This is a genomic window from Myxococcus sp. CA039A, assembly GCF_013336645.1.
In the GTDB taxonomy this organism is placed as follows: Bacteria; Myxococcota; Myxococcia; order Myxococcales; family Myxococcaceae; genus Myxococcus; species Myxococcus llanfairpwllgwyngyllgogerychwyrndrobwllllantysiliogogogochensis.
In genome coordinates, this window is the sequence record NZ_JABUMQ010000037.1 from 15,695 (window position 1) to 34,427 (window position 18,733).

General features: G+C 68.8%; 14 protein-coding genes. 3 read left to right on the forward strand and 11 right to left on the reverse strand.

The annotated features are described in order from the left end of the window. Nucleotides 1-13: 13 nt before the first annotated feature. Nucleotides 14-1,651, reverse strand: a complete 1,638-nt coding sequence (locus tag HR086_RS08755) for a histidine kinase dimerization/phospho-acceptor domain-containing protein (RefSeq protein ID WP_174465347.1) — start codon at nucleotides 1,649-1,651, stop codon at nucleotides 14-16. Further along, a complete protein-coding gene (locus HR086_RS08760) occupies nucleotides 1,620-2,318 on the reverse strand; it encodes a response regulator transcription factor (RefSeq protein ID WP_174465348.1) in 699 nt (232 codons plus the stop codon). Before HR086_RS08760 ends, HR086_RS08755 begins: the two co-directional genes overlap by 32 nt. Before the next feature lie 219 nt (nucleotides 2,319-2,537). Here HR086_RS08760 and HR086_RS08765 point away from each other — a divergent pair, with 219 nt between their 5' ends. After that, nucleotides 2,538-3,284 carry an endonuclease I family protein gene (locus HR086_RS08765; RefSeq protein ID WP_373564280.1) on the forward strand — a complete coding sequence of 249 codons (747 nt, stop codon included), beginning with the start codon at nucleotides 2,538-2,540 and terminating at the stop codon, nucleotides 3,282-3,284. Nucleotides 3,285-3,360: 76 nt separating this feature from the next. Here the strand turns inward: HR086_RS08765 and HR086_RS08770 are convergent, their stop codons facing one another. The 5 genes from HR086_RS08770 to HR086_RS08790 form a co-directional block, all read right to left on the reverse strand. Next, nucleotides 3,361-3,510, reverse strand: coding sequence for a hypothetical protein (locus tag HR086_RS08770; RefSeq protein WP_174462411.1), 150 nt, complete (start codon nucleotides 3,508-3,510; stop codon nucleotides 3,361-3,363). 102 nt (nucleotides 3,511-3,612) lie between these two features. After that, a complete protein-coding gene (locus HR086_RS08775; RefSeq protein WP_174462410.1) occupies nucleotides 3,613-4,026 on the reverse strand; it encodes a hypothetical protein in 414 nt (137 codons plus the stop codon). 114 nt (nucleotides 4,027-4,140) lie between these two features. Further along, on the reverse strand, nucleotides 4,141-6,264 hold the full coding sequence (locus tag HR086_RS08780; protein WP_174465350.1) for a hypothetical protein: 2,124 nt from the start codon (nucleotides 6,262-6,264) through the stop codon (nucleotides 4,141-4,143). A gap of 44 nt (nucleotides 6,265-6,308) precedes the next feature. Further along, nucleotides 6,309-7,520: a hypothetical protein gene (locus HR086_RS08785; protein ID WP_174465351.1), complete on the reverse strand. Its 1,212-nt coding sequence runs from the start codon at nucleotides 7,518-7,520 to the stop codon at nucleotides 6,309-6,311. Further along, nucleotides 7,514-8,035, reverse strand: coding sequence for a hypothetical protein (locus HR086_RS08790; RefSeq protein WP_141643750.1), 522 nt, complete (start codon nucleotides 8,033-8,035; stop codon nucleotides 7,514-7,516). The genes HR086_RS08785 and HR086_RS08790 overlap by 7 nt, the downstream gene beginning before the upstream one ends. A gap of 337 nt (nucleotides 8,036-8,372) precedes the next feature. On the opposite strand from HR086_RS08790, the gene HR086_RS08795 reads away from it, so the two are divergent. After that, complete coding sequence (locus HR086_RS08795; RefSeq protein WP_174465352.1) at nucleotides 8,373-9,383, forward strand: Ig-like domain-containing protein; 1,011 nt, start codon at nucleotides 8,373-8,375, stop codon at nucleotides 9,381-9,383. A 290-nt stretch (nucleotides 9,384-9,673) separates the two neighbouring features. On the opposite strand, the gene HR086_RS08800 is transcribed toward HR086_RS08795, so the two are convergent. From HR086_RS08800 to HR086_RS08815, 4 genes are all read right to left on the reverse strand, one after another. Then, nucleotides 9,674-10,345, reverse strand: coding sequence for a 2-hydroxyacyl-CoA dehydratase family protein (locus HR086_RS08800; RefSeq protein ID WP_141643748.1), 672 nt, complete (start codon nucleotides 10,343-10,345; stop codon nucleotides 9,674-9,676). Nucleotides 10,346-10,455: 110 nt separating this feature from the next. Next, nucleotides 10,456-11,280, reverse strand: a complete 825-nt coding sequence (locus tag HR086_RS08805; protein ID WP_174465353.1) for a hypothetical protein — start codon at nucleotides 11,278-11,280, stop codon at nucleotides 10,456-10,458. A gap of 79 nt (nucleotides 11,281-11,359) precedes the next feature. Beyond that, nucleotides 11,360-12,937, reverse strand: coding sequence for a Dyp-type peroxidase domain-containing protein (locus HR086_RS08810; RefSeq protein ID WP_174465354.1), 1,578 nt, complete (start codon nucleotides 12,935-12,937; stop codon nucleotides 11,360-11,362). Beyond that, entirely contained in the window at nucleotides 12,879-14,465 is a 1,587-nt protein-coding gene (locus HR086_RS08815; RefSeq protein WP_174465355.1) for a hypothetical protein, read from the reverse strand. Before HR086_RS08815 ends, HR086_RS08810 begins: the two co-directional genes overlap by 59 nt. 195 nt (nucleotides 14,466-14,660) lie before the next feature. Between HR086_RS08815 and HR086_RS08820 the strand changes: the two genes are divergently transcribed. Beyond that, a complete protein-coding gene (locus HR086_RS08820; protein ID WP_174456671.1) occupies nucleotides 14,661-18,707 on the forward strand; it encodes a protein kinase in 4,047 nt (1,348 codons plus the stop codon). The last annotated feature ends 26 nt before the right edge of the window (nucleotides 18,708-18,733 follow it).

Genomic DNA, 18,733 nt, shown 5'->3' on the forward strand with positions numbered 1-18,733 from the left:
GGGCCTGCCCAACCTAGCGACGAACCAGGGGCGCCGCCACGGCGAAGGCCGCGCCCGACTCCGCGGGGCGGGCCGGGAGCAGCTCCAGTCCCGCGCCGAACGCTCGCAGCATCGACTGGGAGATGGTGAGGCCCAGACCCGTGCCGCCGCGCTCACGCGCCGTGGTGAAGAAGGCGTCGAAGATGAGCGCCCGGTTCGCCTCGGAGATGCCTCGGCCGGTGTCTCGCACGACGACTCGAACGGACCCCTCGGTGTTCGTCTCCACGGACAGAGACACCTGGACGTCCTCGCCCCCGTGCTGCCTCGCGTTGGTGACGAGCTGCCAGAGCACGTCATCCATCACCTCTGCGGGCAGGCTCACGGTGAGCCCCTCCGGCACGGGCCCCACGTCGACGCGCGCGAGTCCCTCCGCGCCTGCCCGGGTGGAGAGCGCCGTCAGCAAGGGCGCCAGCTCCACCTGCGCGGGGCGGGCCGTCATCGAGTCCGCGCGGGCCAGCTCCATCAGCCGTTGCACGAGCCGGGTGAGGCGCTTCGCATCGGCGTCGATGTTGGAGAGGAAGCGCGCGCGCTGCTCTGGCGTCATCACCTCGGCGCTGTCGCGCAGCAGCTCCACCGCGCCCTGGATGGAGGCCAGCGGCGTCTTGAACTCGTGCGACACGTTGGCGGCGAAGGAGCGGATGTACTGGTTCCTGTCGCGCAGGGCGGTGGCCATGCCGGCCAGGGATTCGGACAGCTCGGCCAGCTCCGCGACGACGGGGCGGGCCACGGGCTCGAAGCCCTCGGGCGCGCTGGCGGCGATGGCGCGCGTCTGCCTCACCAGCGCACGCACGGGACGGCCCAGCAGCGCGGCGGCGGCGAGCGACATCAGCGCCACCGCGCCCAGCAGCACCAGCCCCGTGGCCGTCAGGTTCCATCGGTCCGCATACGTGGCCTTGGCGAACGTCATGGGCGTGCGCGCCAGCACCACCGCGCCCCAGACGCGCTCACCGTGGAGGACGGGCAGGGCCACGAAGACGCGGATGCCGGTGTCTCGACTGAGGGAGGCGAGGGGGGTGTCCTCGGGCTCTGCGTGGCGGCGACGCAGCACGCTGGTGGGGACGCCGTGAAGCGCCTCCTGCACTTCGAGCCGGTCACCCAGCGTCGCGCCAATCAACTCGGCGCTGCTGCTGGACACCACCACGCCCCTGACGTCGACGACGCGGATGCCCGCGAGCGTGGCCGCCCTCACGTTCTCCAACAGAGGCCGCAGTCGCTGACCCACGTCCTGGGCCAGGGGTTCTCCTGGCACGCGCGAGAGGGGTGGACGGTCGTCCGGCGGCAAGGGCTCGTCCGAGGCCCGGAGGGAAGGGAGGACGGGCCGCAGTTGGTCGTCGCTCGGAATGGGGAAGGGCCACTTCGCGGTGCGAGGCTTTCCGTAGTCGAGCGTCCCCACCTGCTCGGCCAGCATGGACCGGTAGACCTCGGCGACCACGGCGCCCTGCGTGAGCAGCTCCGTCTCCGTCTGTCGGATGAGCTGGTTGTCGTAGACGCGCACGAAGGACAGTCCGCCCAGCGTGAGCACGAAGCCCGCCAGCCCCACCGAGGCGAAGACCATCCACAGCCGGGGCCTGGCTCGGGGCCTAGGGGATGGCGAGCCGATAGCCAAGGCCATGCACCGTCTCGATGACTTCTCCGCCGACTCCGGCGAACTTCTGGCGCACCCGACGCACGTGGCTGTCGATGGTGCGGTCACTCACCACGCCGTCGTCATAGACGCGGGTCATCACCTCGTCGCGGGTGAACACCTTGCCGGGCACGCGCAGCAGCGCCGCGAGCAGGTGGAACTCCGTCACGGTGAGCACCACCTCCTGCTCGCCCCACCAGGCGCGAAAGCGCTCCTCGTCCAGCTTCAAGGGCCCCCGCGAGAGCGGCTGGGGCGCCGTCGAGGTGGCGGCGGCTTCAGGAGCGGGCCGGGCGCGGCGCAGCACCGCCTTCACGCGCGCCACCAGCTCGCGCGGACTGAAGGGCTTGGTGAGGTAGTCGTCGCCGCCCAGCTCCAGGCCGAGGATGCGGTCTACCTCGTCGTCGCGCGAGGAGAGGAAGACGATGGGCAACTCGTGCGCGCGGCGGACCTCGCGGCACACCGCCAGCCCGTCCATCTCCGGCATCATGATGTCCAGGACGATGAGCGCGGGGGGCGCACGCTGGACCTGCGCCACCGCCGCCCGTCCATCCGCGGCCTCCTCCACCCGGAAGCCTCCTTGCTCCAACGCGAAGCGGACGATGTCCCGCAGGTGCGGATCATCATCGACGACGAGGATGGTGGGACGCTCGGCCAAGGGACACCCGGAAATGGGAGGGCGAGACTCGGAGTGTAGCTCCGCCACCCCTCCTCAGGGACTTGCCGTCACAGTCGTATTTTTTGTCGTCACGGAACGCAACTGCCGGATGGGTCGGTCGATAACCCCGGCATGACCGTTGTCGGTTCCCCCCGCCCGCTGACTCGTCTGCTCGTCAATTCATCCACTGCTGGCGTGGGGACCCGTCCCTCTCAAGACGTGTCGTCGCCCCAGGCGCGGAACGTCGCCGCCCTGGGCCTCAAGGATACGTTCGAGCAGGCGCCCGCCGCGAAGAAGGGCCCGGCCAGGACGGAGGCGCCCACCCCGCCGGCGCCGTCAGAGGGGAGTGATCCCTTCGAGGGGCTCCGGGACGCCGCGCTGCTTCGCGCCATCAAGGAGTCGTCCTCCGGCAAGCACGTGAAGAGCTACACCGAGGCGCGCAAGATCATCTTCGGCGAGCTCGATGTGGTGAACGGCAAGGTGGCGTGCGTGTACACCGGCCGGGAAATCGAGGGCGGCAAGCTGCCCAAGAACTCCGACATGAACGTGGAGCACACCTGGCCCCAGTCGAAGGGCGCCACGGGCGTCGCGAAGAGCGACCTGCACCACCTGTTCCCCACTGACAGCAAGACCAACGCGAAGCGGGGCAACTGGCCCTTCGGCGAGGTGGTCAACGTGAAGTGGAGTGAGAACGGCGCGAAGTTTGGAACCGACGCTCAGGGGCGCACGGTGTTCGAGCCGCCCGACTCGCACAAGGGCAACGTCGCGCGCGCGATGTTCTATTTCTCCTCCACCTACAGCAAGCCCATCCCGGATGCGGAAGAGGCCGTGCTGCGCGAGTGGAATGACCTGGACGTCGTGGACACCGCGGAGCACGCGCGCAACCAGCGCGTCTCGGACATCCAGGGCAACGTCAACCAGTTCGTCGAACACGAGGACCTGGTCGACCGCATCAAGGACTTCTGAATTGACGGAAAGGGACGAGCGACCTCGGGGGAGGGGCTCGTCCGGGCCGAGCCGGGGCGTCAGTCCGAGCCCCGGCTCACCCAGTCACCGTGGGCGAAGGGTACGGCGGGTACCCTTCGCGAACCTTGAGTCGCCGCGTCCGCCGCCGCGGGCGCCGGATGGCCACCGCCGCTACGAGCGCGAGCACCACCGGAACGAACACCAACAACGCTTGAGCCGTCACCATCTCCCTCCTCCTGGAACTATGGCGGTGGGGTCTGACGCTCAGTCCCTGCAAAACCTGAAAGAGCCTGGACTCCAGGTGTGGGGCGGGGTGTGACGGAACGGCTCAGGAGCAGGAGAAGTAAGGGCCGTAGCCGGTGCCCACCGAAGCTCCCGTGGAGTCCGTCACCGTCACCCTGGCCCTCAAGTCGTAGAGGAACGTTCCGGTTCCATCTGGCCCGGGACACGAGAAGCTCCGGGTGGCGCCGCCCGCAGTGGGCCCGGACGTGTAGGTCCTGTTCGTCGCATACAGGAAGTGCTGCTGGGTCCAGGAGTAGGTGAACGGCGGAATGCCGTCCGTGACGGTCGCCGTGCAGGTGACGCCGCTGAAGTCCTGGGAGCAGGCGAGCGAGGCCGACAGGGCCGCGCCCTGCGTGGTCAGCGAGTCCGCACCGGGGTCCTCGATGTCGGCGGGTCCACCACAGGCCATCAAGAACAACCCAGCTCCGAGCATCGTCGCTGCCATGAAGTTCGTCGCCATGCGCGTCTCCTGGAACGTGATTCGGGTGAAGGACCGCGCTTCAACAATATCATCAGTGCAAAGTCGTTAAATCCAGCGAAAGCGTTGCGAGTCTTTGTGCGCCGTCGCGGGGCGTCAGGCGGACGGGTGTCTGGACTGTCTCCGCGCCATGAGCGCCAGGGTCATGAGCAGCGTCCAGGACAGCGCGCTGATGACATAGCCCGCCCAGAGGATGGGCGGCCGCTGGTACTCCAGTCGAAGCGTTCCTTGTCCCAGGCCGAGCAGATGCGGGTATGCGCGAAAGAGGGGCTGCTCGATGCCCTGCTCATTCACCAGCCGCATGCCGGGAAACCACGCCAGCTTCACCTTGAAGAGTCGCGGGCCTCCCTCGGGAAGCTCCAGGCGATAGGTTCCTCGCCCTTCCTTGTGCAACGAGACGGGCGCGGGCGGCAGGTTCACAGAGGGCCCCGCGTGGGCGAGCGCGTCGTGCAACGGCTGCCATTCCGCGTCGCCCACGAGCGTCTGTCGCAGGTGGATGCGCGCCTCGCAGGCGGGGCCGATGGGATGGAAATAAGCGTTGTAGAAGAACCGCTCCTCTCGCTCAAAGGGCATCAGCTCGGACGGAGCAAACACTTCCACGGCGGAGTTGAGGGCGGGGCCGCCCGGGATGTCTTCACGAGGTTCGACTCGCAGGGTGCGGAAGGGCGCGCCATTCACCGAGAACGAGGGCTCGGGCACGAGCCGGAAGCGCGAGGTCCCACCCAGCTCGAGCGTCCGCGTGTAGCAGGCGGCGCGGGCGGTGATGGCCTCCAGCGGCGTGCCCGGTTCCACGGGACGCGCGGCCAGCACCCGGGCGTCCACCGAGAAGCGGGTGACGTTGAAGTCCGCGAGGAAGTGGTCCAGCACGCACTGCTGGAAGGGGCACGTGAAGCTGCCGAAGTAGAAGTGGTCGAGGATGACGGGCCGCCCCACGAGCGTGGCCATGTACGAGCTGACCAGGTGGTTGGCGGTGTTGCTCTCCCAGAAGAGGCCCTTGGGACCTTTGAACTCCTCGTCCATCGCCCCCAGGTAGCTCTCCACCGCGAAGTCGAAGGCCCGTCGGTACTCCAGAACGAAGTGGCGTCCGAAGCGCTCATCCGGAATGGGCGCGGCCTCCTGCTCGAAGCGAGTTCCTTGCGCGATCCTGTCCGGCAGCGTGAGGCCCGAGCGCAGCGGAAAGAGCCAGGTCACGAGCCCCAGGGCCGCGAGCGCGGCGCTGCGCACCAGTCGGGTTCTCCACGGGGACGTCGTCGCGGGCAGGGCGTCCAGCACCGCCGCCGCGACGGCGGGGACCAGCACGAGGCCGCAGATGTCGAAGCGGTAGTAGTGGAGCGAGGGCAGCCACGCGGCGTCCTCGAAGACACGCGCGAAGAGGGAGGGCAGGAGCAGCGTCACGGTGCCGGCCGCGAGCAGGCGCATGCCGCGCGTCCAGCCGAACAGCGCCACGGGCAGGCACGCGAGCGCGACGCTCCAGCCCGTCTGTTCGACCATGACGCGGTTGCTGACCATCAACCCCCGGTAGGCGAGGAAGGGCAGCCAGAAGAACGCGCTCAGTCCCGCGCCGAGCACCAGCGCCCCCATGAGCCGAGGCACCCGGACAATCCGAGGCAGCGACAGGATCACGAGCACTCCCGCGGCCAGGCCCATGATGAGGTGTGACAGGACCACTCCGGCCAGGAGCAACGCCATTCGGAGTGGGCGCGGCGTTCCGTACAGCTCGGCGGTCACCGCGAAGAAGAACACCGCGCCGAGGAACTGACTGGTGATGCCCACCCGGAACAGGTCCAGGAAGCAGAGTCCCTGCGCGAAGCCCTCCGCCTTGTGCGTGTAGAAGAGCAGCACCGAGGCGAGGACGAAGAGCGAGCGGACCGCTGGCCGCTCGAAGCGGAGCGCCAGGGCGCCCACGCCCGCGAAGTAGCCCGCCACCAGCAGTGACAGGAACAGCTTGAAGGTGGTGATGGGCTCCAGCGGAAGCCAGAGCAGCGCCCCCAACAGCAGGTCCTCGAGCGGCGGGTAGAAGAGGTTCTGGACGTAGCCCAGGAAGGCGCTGTCGTTGAACTGGTGGAAGTACCCTCGGCGCACCGCCATTCCACTGGCGAGATGTCCGGCGACGTCGATGCTGAAGACATCCAGCCGGGTCACGATGAGCACCGCCCCGTAAAGCGCCGCCAGGGCGAGCGCGACGAACAGGACAGGGCGCGAGGTGAGTGTTTGCTTCATGGATACCGGGGACGTGGCTTGGACTCAGCTCGTGAGATTGTCTGTCATCTGGCGGGTGGAGGCTTGCCGTAGAACGCGGTGGGGGCGAAGCCATCTCGCCCCGCCGCCAGCATTACCGCGAAGCCCTCGGGACCCGCGCCCACGGAGGTGTTGGGGGACTCCAGGATGTAGCGGCCCGGGGCCGTCTCGCGGAAGCGGACGCCGGTGAGCGTGGGCAGCTCGGTGCGCTCGGCGTAGGCGGTGTCGTAGGAGAAGTCGAGCCCCCCGGAGGCTCGGCAAAAGACGCGGCGGGGGGAATACACGGCGCAATACCAGGACCAGGCATAGGGCAGGTCCACCGCGTGCGCGGCGTCCTGGATGACCTGGCGTGGTGCGGTGGGTGGCAGGGGGATGAAGAAGAACTGGAGGTTTGTCTGGGCCCAGTCGGTGATGGGGGCGGCCATCTCCAGCTCGACGCTGGTGACGGCCTCGTCCCGGCGCAATGTCACAGCTTTGAAACGGTGGGCGCGCGCGTTGAGCGAAGGGTAGAGCACGGGCTCCGTGGTGCGAGTCGCGGCGAGTCTCATGTCGCCCGGGCCCACGGAGGGGACGGTGAGGTGGTCCACGAAGCCCACGTAGTCGCGGGCGGTGGCGAGGGTGACGGAGAGCGTGCCGGGAACGGGAACACCCTTGAGGGCGTAGTAGCGCTCCAGGGGCACCTCCACGTGGATCCGGGCGCCATCCACCTGCACGAGCACCTCCGCGTCGGGGCCCACCGCGTCCGCGCGGACCGTGTCGCGCACGTAGACCTGGGGCGTGTAGCCCTGCGTGCGCGGCGCCATCAGGCCCACGCGCACGTCCAGTCGATGGGGCAGCTCCAGCGCGATGCGCACCGGGTAGCCCAGGTCCGCGGCGTACTGCGGGTCCGCCGTCAGCGAATACGTCGTCGGGGCGCCGTCGGTGGGCTCGCCCAGGAACAGATAGAGGTTCTGGTCCGCGGGGTTGCGAAAGCCGCCTTGGAGCGTCGCATCCACCACCAGGCGCGTGGTGGTGCGCGTCGCGGACAGGGCGGTGACCACCAGCTCGCGCGCGCCCGTGAGTTCGAGCCGATTGACTTGCTGATGCTCGACGAGGCGGGTGCAGTGGGACTCGACGTCCCCGGTGGGTAGCGCGCAATCCAGCGCATACGGCGGGGGCTTCGAGGTACAGCCGAGCACGGCGGCCCACAACAGCAGCCGTGCCCGGAGGTGTCGCGGCGAAGCCAGACGGACTACCACTTCTCGATGGAAGTGATGGTCAGCGCGAACGGAGTGCCGATGAACGTGCCGTTCGACGTGCAGGGGCGGTTGGTGATGTCCAGGAGGTTGGCGGAGTAATAGCCGTAGGTGGAGCCGTTGCCCTTCTCGTAGAACTCGGTGCCGTTCGGGAGGACGACCTTCCAGACGTAGTCGAAGTGCTCGTACCACTTGGGGGTGGTGCGGTTGGAGATGGTGTTCCGGACCGTCACGGTCCACGTCCACGGGGCGGACGCGGGGGCGGCGACCGTCTGCGTGTTGTCCCACTCGATGGCGACGCCGTTGTCGAGCCCGCCCCAGCCGTGGATGAGATACACGGACGTGCCCCAGGGCAGCGTGTAGTTCCGGTACGACATCCGGATCTCCGCCTCATAGGAGCTGGCGTAGACACAGGAGTGGAGCACCGCGCGGCCGTCGGCCCACTGCTCGATGGCGACGGCGGACGTGGAGGCGAAGAACAGGGCGAGGGCGAGGACGTTTCGGACAGCCGAGGTCATGGAGAGAGACTCCCAGGTGGACGGTTCGGCCGATGTCTCTAGCACGAGGGTGGGTGCCGGCGCACTCCCTGTGTGTATGTCCACGGACAGGATTCCCGTGGTTTGCCGGACGCGTGAAACACCGGGAGGTGATGGCTCGGGCACTCCGGGGCCTCTGGAATGACCCGCTCGGTGCCTTGGGGAATGCAGCGTTCTGAGTCACCCGAAGGGCGCAAACCCCGCGCGAAGGTGTCGGACCTGCCCCAGTTGGATGTATGGATTGTCTTGTATTTGATGGGCCCCGAAGTCCTCGCGCCACATCAGCGAATCTTCGCTTTCGCGCGAGAGGGGAACAGTCATGCACCTTTTGAAGCGTCTTCCCGTCGCCGGGTTGTTGCTGGCGCTCGTCGCTGGCTGTGGTGAGGAGTTACCCGCGGGCGCGGGGGCGGTACAGATGGTCATCGGGACGCAGGAGTTCGCGGCGAGCGAGTCCAGCGTCACTCGCATCCAGGTGGTCATCTCCGGTCTGGGCATCTCCGACATCCAGCAGGACCTGGTGAAGACGGGCAGCACCTGGGGCGGCACCATCGATGGCATCCCCGCTGGGACGAATCGGGTCGTCGTGGTCTCCGCCTACGCCTCGAACAACTCGCTCCAGTACCAGGGACAGGCGACGGAGGTCACCATCGTCGAAGGCGAGACGGCGCTCGTGGCCGTCACGCTCCATGACATGACGTTGGGGCACTACACGGACAACGATGCGCCCATCATCGACTCGGTGACGGTGTCAGGCACGACGGTGGAGGCCGGTGGGCAGCTCACCCTGGGCGCGACGGCGCATGACCCGGCACCGAACGACCTGGTGTCGTATTCCTGGAGCGCTTCCGCGGGAACGCTGAGCAGCGCGACCATCGCGAACCCCACGTGGACGGCGCCCTCATCCGCGCAGACCGTCACGCTGACGCTGACGGTGAGAGATCAGCGCAACGGCATCAGCCGGGCGCGAGTGACAGTGGAGGTCACGGAGGAGCTGGAGGTGGGCGGCAGTGTCACCATCCAGGTGAGCTTCAACACGCCGCCGCTCATCCTCTTGGTGACCGCGAGCGAGGGCAGGGTGGTGCTGGGCCAGAGCACGGCGGTGAGCGCCAATGTTCATGATCCGGACCTGGGGACGGTGCTGTATCAGTGGACGTCGTCCTGTGCGGGGACCTTCTCTTCGCCCACGGGCCAGTCGTCGAACTTCACGCCGTCGGCGGTCCCCACGGGCGCTTGCAACAACTGCAGCGTCACGATGACGGCGCGAGACCTCAAGGGTGGCGTTCGCTCGGGTTCGTATCACCTGTGCGTGGTGTCCACTCCCGCGCCGTAGTCGAGCGCGTGAGGGGGGATTCGCCGTGGGGCCGGGTGCGGTGTCCTCGTGGATGAGGAACGCCATGCTCGGCCCGTCGTTTCAATCCAAGGAACTCTCGCTGACGAACGAGTCCCCGCGCGGGAGTGTCTGGCTATTCGTCCTGGCCGAGATGCCGCGCGAGATGGCGAACTCCAGCAGCGCGTCGAACAATTCGCACGGTGCGGCCGGAGTGGTCTGCCTTGAGCGCTTGTCTGTGATGGTCTCGGCACGGCTCATGGACGATGCCGTGGCGTTGACCGGGCCGGGCGCTACTGGAAGTCGACCGGCGGCGCTCCCTGCGTCAGCCTCTTGGCGACCGCCGCCGCGCTGTCACGCATGTACTTGAGCCGATCATTGAAGTCTCCGTCGCCGCCGCTGCCCGCGCGCTCGGTGTGGAGCAGCTCTCCGCTCTCGTTGATGTAGTGCACATAGAAGAGCGCGGTGCCGTCGGCGGTGAAGCGATCCGTATCCACGCTTGCGAACGGCGTCCCGTCCTCGGTCCGGAGCTCCCGTTGGATGGGGGAGCGATAGAGGGTCGCGACCGGGATGATGATGCCCTTGGCGCCCGCTTCCTTCACGTACCGGGCAAGGTCCTGCTTCATCCTCGGCGGGACAGTGAACTTGTCGGTGGCGATGTTTGGGAGGGCCTCGCACCACTCGCTGTCCCCCTTCAAGCGCTTCACCTTCGCGGTGGAGACGTCCTGGCCGTAGGCGCTCCAGAGCGCCGGTGCGACGTAGTCCTCGATGTTTTGGATGACCTTGTCGTTGTTGTCCGCCGACTCGGCACACGCGAGCAGCGGTGTGAGCGCGTAGGGTTTGTCCAGCGCGCTCCATTTCCCTCCGGTGAAGTAGGTCGGGTTGGAGGTCGCGAGGCCAGGGACACAGCCGGAGATCGCGACGAGCAAGAGAGCGGAAAGGAGGGGAGCACGGTGAGCGGGCATGGAGATTCCTCGAGCGGGTAGGATTGGTACGTCCCGTACCTCTCCAACGTTCCATGCTTCGTTCTGTCGCACCGGTTCACATCACAACCGATGCATGCGACGCCCGACGCTCAGCGGATGACCGTCGTGATCCGCTCAGACCCCGTGCGCGACACCCGGCGTGTCTCTCGTCCGTTGAAGTCCACGGACTCGCCTTCACCCACCAGGGCGCGGATGGTGATGCGTGACAGGCATTGGCTGTCGTCCACGGCGTGCGTCACCACGTAGCGCGGCACGTTGGAGGCCGCCTCACCCAGCCGCAGCCGCATCTCCCGAATCGAGTCGATGTAGCCAGCCAGCGGCTCCATGCGCGCCAGCGCCCGGCGCAGCACCTTGTCGGCCCGCTTGCTCATCACCCGGTCCCAGACGAGGTAGCCCGCGCCCAACGTCGCCGAGCTGGTGAAGAAGATGACGAAGTTCAGCACGCCCCCGAGGTAGCGGTTGCGCGTGAAGCCCTGCTCACCCGTCGCCTCCGTGAGGATGTCCTTCAGCGTCTCCACCGCCGCCTGGTTCGCCATCGCCGCCCACTCCCTGGCGTCCTTCGGACTGCCCAGCAGCAGCCGGCAGACCCCCAGGTGCAGGGAGATCAACGAGACGCGCGCGGTGTCCCGCTCGGCGCCCAGCGCCTCCGTGAAGCAGTGACTCGCGGACTTGAGCAGCTCGAGCTGCGCCTCGCGGGTGCACTCGGGCCGCGTCGCTGTCTCCAGGTGGAGCCGGCCTTGGTGAAAAGCCCCCTCCCTCAGCAGATGCGGTTCCCGATGCAGATGGCCCAAGAGGACCAACTGCTCCCCCTCCGTCCCCAGCAGCGCCTCCAGCAGCGCCACCGAACCATCATCCTGGAACTTGCCCCCAACCTGTCGGGGCGTCGCCTGGATGAGGTCATTCCACGTCGCCATTTGCGGACTCCCGTGTGCTGCGGCGCCTCATGGATCCGTCGAACCCCCTGAGGAACAAGTCTGCCACAGCCACGCGATTTCACGAGCGGGGGACCCCTCTTCCGTCATCCGCCGCGCGCTCTTTCATGCCCAGGAACGAGAGCGCTTTCAGGCTCGGCAGAAAAAAGTACCCGCCTCCCCGGGTAGTCACGAATTTTCGCAGAGATGTCGCGCATTGCCGGACTGGCTCCGCGGGGATGACCAGGCGTCCGCCGCCGTCTCCGGCGAGTGGGTCCTCAACGCCCTCAATGCCTCCGAGCTGTTCGAAGTGCACCCAGCTTCGCTGGACAAGTTCGAACTGACGGCCCACGTGCGCGTTGAGGGCGATGAACAGGAGTCCCTTGCCCTCCGGGTCCTCGTAGTTGAATCCGCGCCGCAGGAGTCGATGGCGCCGCGTGACGTCGCTCGACACGTGAGGCGAGGGAGGCAGTGCGTCGCGAGGGTTGCATCGCCGCGTGTGAGCGGTGATGGGGCAGCCGTACCCGTGAGGATCATCCCGTGCATAGAGGAAGTCGTTGTCGGGCTGGGGCCGTCCAGTGCCGCTCGCGCGCGCGGGTGTGCCGTCCTTCTGGAACAGGAAGGGAAGCAGTCTGCGCAGCAATCGATGTCGTCGCGGCGCGGCGAGAGGAGCACCGTCGCGCTTTCGCCCCACCAGCTTCGAGGCCACCCACTCCCGTCGCTCCTCGGGGCTTCCTTCCGGTGCGAGCGAGGCCTGTTCGTCCAGGAAGGACTCGAAGGCCGGCACGTCCTGCTCCAGCTTGCGCAGGACGAGGAAGGTCCCGTTGTGTCCCAGGTCCCTTCGGCCCGGAAGGCCCGGGACGGGAGGCAGTGCGCTGGCGCCAGGCAGGTGCTCCGCGACGTGCGGTGACAAGGGCCACTCGCCGTATTCATTGGCGTGGCCCAGGAGGAACTCTCCCCGCTTCACGGGGCGGTCGTAGTCGCGAGGGTGCGCCGTGGGGCCATCGAGTCCCTCCAGACGAGGTTGCGACACGCCATCCAGGAAGCCGAAGTGGTCGCGGAAATACCCCGGAGGATCTCCCTCGCGAGCGCGTCGCTGGCCTCGCTGGGCGAAGACTTCGCGCAGCCCGTGGCGCAGTGCTCGCTCGCGGTGTTCACGAAGCAGCGGCTCCATGTTCGCGGCGTCCGACGCATAGAGCAGCAGCAGGACATGCAGCGCGCCTTCGTGCCGCGTCCCACCGAGCGTCCAGCGGTCCGGGTCATTCTCCTCCACGTCGCGCAGGTGCTCCCGGGCCCTGAGGGCCATGCCTTCGCGCAGTTCATGGGGAAAGGAGTCGAGGACGTCTTCCTGCACTTCGAGCGCCACGAGCCCCGCATGGGACAGCGCCACGTTGACGCGCGTCTTGTCACGCGTGGAGTCGCTCGGGTGCTCGGTGCGGTCCGCCTGGGTCAGCGTCCCATCGCTCGTCAGCTCACGCAGCCACCTTCGACAGCCGTCAGCGTCGTCGATGCGCAAGAAGAGCAGGGTGAGTTCCCCCATGTGCCGGTAACCATGCAGCAGCACGCCCTGCACATCATGAAGGTCCACCTGCGTCGAAAGCTCAGGCGGGGGCGTGCTCCATGGGGGCGACGTGGGAAGGCTCGGCTCGGAAGTTCGCATGGTGTTTCCTCCGGGGCTCTCGCCGCCCGTGTCGAAGCGAGGTGAGCAGCGCGGACATCGAGTGGATGACGATGGCCATGGGGCGCAGCAGCGGACGGCCGGGGTCGCACGCGCCCCTGGACAGGAACGCGGCCAGGGCGCGGCGAGCGCCTCTGTCCTTCACGGGTTGGTCCATGCGCTCGCGCGTGAGCAGCTCACGCAGGCGGAGCGCGTTGTGCAGCAGCAGGACGGAGTGACGTTGGCGTGGAGTCCCGTCGAGCGCTGCGCTGTACCAGACTCGCGTGGGGACCTCGTGCGCGCGCAGCCAGGCCTTGAACGGCTCCACGGGCAGGCGCGGCTTGGGCATCGTCGGGTCGATGCCCCGCGACTTCGCGGGGAACCCTTCGGTCCGACTCCAGATGAGCTCCAGGAAGCCACGCACGTCCGCGTGGTCGACGAACGCGTCGATGTACGACTCCCAGGTGTCGTCGTAGTTGCTGAAGAAGATGAGGTGGTGCGGGCCCCGACCGTCCTCGTCGCTGTACACCAGCCAGCGCGCGCAGTGGATGGTCTGAACGTGGTTGAGGCCCACCACGTACCGTCGCAGGCGCAGGTTCACGCTGCGAAGCGCCAGTCTCGCCAGGGCCAGTGCGCCCGGGTCATCGACGATGCGCGCGACATGCACCATGGGGTTCTGCACCATGGCGTCGCTCATGGGTGGGATGGGGGGCGCGGACTCCGAAGCATGCGCCTGCGAGGAGGTCGCGCTCTCGGGCCGATTCCTCGCGCCCAGCCACATCCTCAGCTTGAGCAGATAGATGCCGGGAAGCGCCCAGGCGTAGCGATAGAAGGCGTAGCCCAGCGTGGCCACCGCCGCCGATTCGCGCGCGGTGGCCAGGCGCTCCCGCCAGCCCGGGTCATCCAGGTTCGTCGCGGCGGCGCGTGCGACGTCCCTCAGTTCGTGGTGCAGGTCCGGCATGTCCCGGGGGCGTCCCCGCCAGGGTGTCTCCGCGAGCAGTGGGGCCCGCGTGTCCAGGTGAGTGTTGACCGCGCGCAGGGCGTCCACGGAGGCGCGCAGGTCCTCGGGAGATTGGAAGCGGTAGGCGAAGTCCACGTGCCGGGTGACGGCGGGCGCGCGGTGGCCCACGAGGTAGTCCTCCACGGCCTCGGGCTCGGCCAGTCCCGCCTCGGGATAACCCGCGCAGTTCCGGTAGATGGCGTCGAACAGGTGGGCGGCGTCGGCGCCGCGCTCGTGGAGCGTCGTCAACCAGCGGACCAGGGCATGGAGCAACTCGCGGTCCAGCGCGTCCGGCTTCGTGGCTCGCGTGTCGAGGACGGCATCCGCGCCGAAGATGAGCCTGGGGTCGGCGGGGCCCATTCCGGAGGTCCGAGGCCCCAGGTCAATGAGGGCCCAGCGCGCGAAGTGCAGACCGGGCACTCCCGCGAAGAGCTCACGCCGCGCGTTGGCGGCCGAGCTCAGCAAGTCATCCAGTGCCTCGCGCTTGCCTTGGAGGACGCGGGTGATGACGGTCGATGTGCCATGGTGCATTCACACCTTCCCCGTTGCGTGGGCTGCTTCCGATGAGGTGACGCTGGCCCGGGCGGGTGGGAACCAGAGTGGGACCAGGGGCTGCGCCCGCTTGTCCCACCCGACGGTTCATGGGCAGGCAGGAGCCGCGTGGCACGCCTGGGGTTTGGGGGCAGGAGAGGACAACGGGCGCGGAGACATCCGGGGGACTCGGTGATGCCTGAGAGCGGCCAGGACGAGGAGCGATGTACTGATTCCGTGCTGGAGCACGGGCCGGACGCAATCGAGGACGGGGACTTCGACGACGCCTTTCTCCGGGAGGTGGCGCGGGCGTCCGTGCCCCCTCGGCTGCCTGTCCCTGGGATGCGAGTCGGCGACCGGGATGGGAAGCGCTACGAGGTGCTGGAGGAGCTGGGGGGCGGCGCCATGGGGCAGGTCTTCCGCGCGCTCGACTCGGAACTCCAGCGGCCCGTGGCCCTGAAGTTCCTCGTCCCGCATGAGTCCATCGCGGAGGCGCCGATGATCTCCCTGCTCCGTCAGGAGGGGAGGGCCATCGCGCAGCTGGACCACGAGCACATCGTCCGCATCTTCAACGTGGACCTCTGGAGCAGTGGGCCGACGGAGCCGCCGGTTCCCTTCCTGGTCATGGAGTGCCTGGAGGGCGAGTCCCTGTCCTCCCTGTTGCGGCGCGGTCGTCCGGGGCACCGGCGAGCGATGGAGATCCTGGACGCGGTGGCCTCGGGGCTGGCTCACGCGCACGAGCGGCACATCGTCCACCGCGACCTCAAGCCGAGCAACGTGTTCATCACGCGCTCGGGCGTGGTGAAGATCCTCGACTTCGGCTTGTCCTGGCTGGTGGCCGCGAGCGCCGCGCCTGACGTGACGCTCTCCACCGCCGGCACGCCGCCGTACATGGCGCCCGAGCAATGGCGTGGCGAGGCGCAGGATTCCCGGACGGATTTATGGGCCGCCGGCGTGCTGCTCTACGAGATGCTCGCCGGTGAGCCACCCTTCCTGGGCACCCCCGAATCGATTCGCGAGCGGGTGACGTCGCAGGGCCCGGTGCCGGCGGTGCGTGAGCGAGAGCTCGATGTGCCGGAGCCGGTGGAGGGCCTCCTGGCCGAATTGTTGGCCAAGGCGCCCGAGGCCCGGCTCCGCTCGGCGACGGAGCTGCGCGAGCGGCTGCGCGAGGTGGAGGAGGGCCTGGCGCCGCGACGTGAGCCGAGGCGAGTCCGGGCCCCGCAGCGAAGACAGGTGACGCTGGTCGCCTGTCGCCTCGCGGACCTGGCCGGGCTGGCCGGGCGGCTGGATGCGGAGGACCTGGGCGAGTTGGAGGCCGCCTTCCACCGGAGCTGCTCGGAGGTGCTGAGGCAGCAGGGGGGCACGGTCGTGCTGTGCGTCGGTGAGGAGGTGCTGGGTTGCTTCGGTCACCCCGTGGCGAGAGAGGACGACTCCGAGCGGGCCCTGCGCGCCGCGCTGCGACTCGCCGCCACCGTGGCTCCGACGCTCCAGGAGTCCCTGGCATCGCTCCCGGAGCGGAAGCTGACCGTGACGGTGGGCGTGCACACGGACACGGTGGTGCTGGACGATGCTTCCATCCAGGGAGAGGCGCCCCGCGTGGCGGCATGGCTGGCGCGACAGGCCACGCCGGGGACGGTGTGGATCAGCGACTCGACGGATGCGCTGACGCGCGGGGCCTTCGTGACGCAAGCCATGCCGCCGCTGCGATTCACCGGGCTGTCGGGCGTGCGGGATGTGACGCCGTATCGGCTGGTGCAGCCTCGGCGCGTCACCAGTCGTTTCGACCGGGGACTCGTGTCGCGCTCCCTCACACCGCTGGTGGGACGCAAGGGAGAGCTCCAGTTCCTCCTGGAACAGTGGGAGGAGGCGCGCGCGGGCCGAGGGTCGTGCGTGCTCGTCACGGGAGAGGCGGGCATCGGCAAGTCCCGGCTGGTGCGCGAGGTGCGTGAGCGCGTGCCGCCCTTCATGGCCCATCTGCTCCGGGGACAGTGCTGGCCCCAGTCGACCACCAGTGCGTTCGCGCCGGTCATCGACTTGTTGCGCCGCATGCTCGAGCTCGACGCCGAGGGCACTCCGAAGGAGCACCGGGCGAAGCTGGAGGCGGGCCTGGGTGTGCTCGGGCTGGGCGCGGGGCGCACGCAGTTGTTGTCGGGGCTGGTGGGGCTCTCCGGTGACGAGGGCGCGCCGCACCTGCGCTACGCCCCCGAGCGCCTCAAGCAGGAGACGCTGGATGCACTGGCGCACCTGCTGGCGCGACTGGCCGAGCAGCGCCCGGTGTTGCTCGAGGTCGAGGACCTGCACTGGGCGGACCCGTCCTCGTTGCAATTGCTGGGCTTCCTTCTGGAGCGGCTGCCGGAGCTGCGCGTCTGCATGTTGCTCACCTCGCGCGTCGCGCTGCCTCCGCCCTGGGGCGACGATTCGAGGGTCCAACGCCTGGCCCTGGAGCGGCTGCCGCCCCCGGTTGCGGGCGAGCTGGTGCGGAAGGCCGCGGGGGACAGGCCGCTCTCGTCGGAGCTCGTCGCCCAACTGGTGCGCCGCACCGACGGCATTCCCCTCTTCGCCGAGGAGCTGACGCGTCGGGTGGTGGAGGAGCCCCGAGGGGGCGAGTCCGCATCGGTGGAGGTGCCCGTGTCGCTGCGCGAGCTGCTCCTCACACGGTTGGACAGGCTGCCCGGTTCGCAGAAGGAGCTGGCGCAGGTCTGCGCGGTGGTGGGGCGCAGCTTCTCCCATGCGCTGCTGTCGGCGCTGTCGGGGCGGACGGAGACCTCGCTTCGCGCGGATCTCTCAGGCCTGGTGGCCGAGGGGCTGTTGCAGCCAGCCGAGACGGTGGAGCCGAGCTACGGATTCCGGCACGCGCTCATCCAGGACGCGGCGGCGGACTCGCTGCCGAGGAAGGCGCGGCGGCAGTATCACCGTCGCGTGGCCCGCGTGCTGGCGGAGCAGTTCCCGGAGGTGACCGAGGCCCAGCCGGAGCTGCTGGCGTGGCACTACACCGAGTCGGGCCAGGCCGAGGCGGCCATCCGGTGGTGGGCGCGAGCCGGAGAGATGGCGAGCCGGCGCATGGCCAACGTGGAGGCCATCAGCCACTTGCGGCAGGCCCTGTCGTTGCTTCGCGCGCAGCGCCCGTCGCGCACGCTGGATGGCGAGGAGCTGCGGCTGCTGCTCGGCCTCGCGCTGTCACTGGTCCAGGTGCAGGGGTACTCGTCGCCGGAGGTCGAGTCCGTCCATGCGCGGGTCCGCTTCCTGATGCGCGAGCTGGAGGATGACCTGCCTCGACTGGAGCCGCCGCACTGGGTGGCCTTCGCGCACGCCTTCGCGCGGGCGCACTGGGACGAGGCCCACGAGGTCGCGGAGCGACTGGTGCGCCTGGGCAAACGGCATGGGCAGCGAGAGTTGCTGGCCCTGGGTTACCGGATGCGAGCCACGGACTTCTTCACGTGGGGGCGGCTGGCTTCAGCGCTGGAGAATGTGGAGCTGGCGCTGACGTTCTCGGACTTCGAGCTGGAGCGGCATCAGATGCTGGCCGTGAAGCACTGGGTCAATCCGCGCGTGGCGGCGCTGGCCTACGCGGCGGTGCTGCACGCGGTGATGGACGCCCCCCACGCTTCCCGCGAGCACGCGCGACAGGGGCTGCGGCTGGCGATGGACATCGGCCATGCGAACACCTCCGCGTTCGCGTTGTTGTACGCGGCCCTGGCGGCCCAGCTTCGCCGCGAGCCGCGCGAAGCCCTGGAGCTGTGTGACAGGAACATCGCGCTCTCCCGCGAGCACCACTTCCGGCTGTGGTTGGGCTGGTCCACGCTCATCCGCGCCTGGGCGCAGGCGCTCCTGGGCAATGCGCGTGAAGGACTGGCGCTGATGCAGGCGGCGCTCGGGCACTGGCGACGCTCCGGCTTCAAGGCGGGGCTGCCCCACAACCTGGGAATGCTGGCTGAAATCCAGCTGCTCCTTGGGCAGAAGCGCCAGGCGCTCGACTCGCTGCACGAGGCGTTGGGGGAGGCGGGGTCGACGGGCGAGCGCTCCTACGAGGTGGTGCTGCGGGGCCTGGAAGCGGAGGCGCTGTCCATGATGGGGCGCGAGGACGAGGCCCTGCTCGCCCGGGCGCACGCGTTGCGCGTCGCGGAGACGCAGGGGGCGCTGGGGTACGGACGGCTGGTGCGGGAGCGAAGGCTGGGCCATCCGCTCCTGGAGCTTCCTCCCCTGCGGGACCTTCAAGCGGAGGAGCCCGCGCCTGGGCCGTGAGACGACGTCGTCACAGGGCCGAGGGG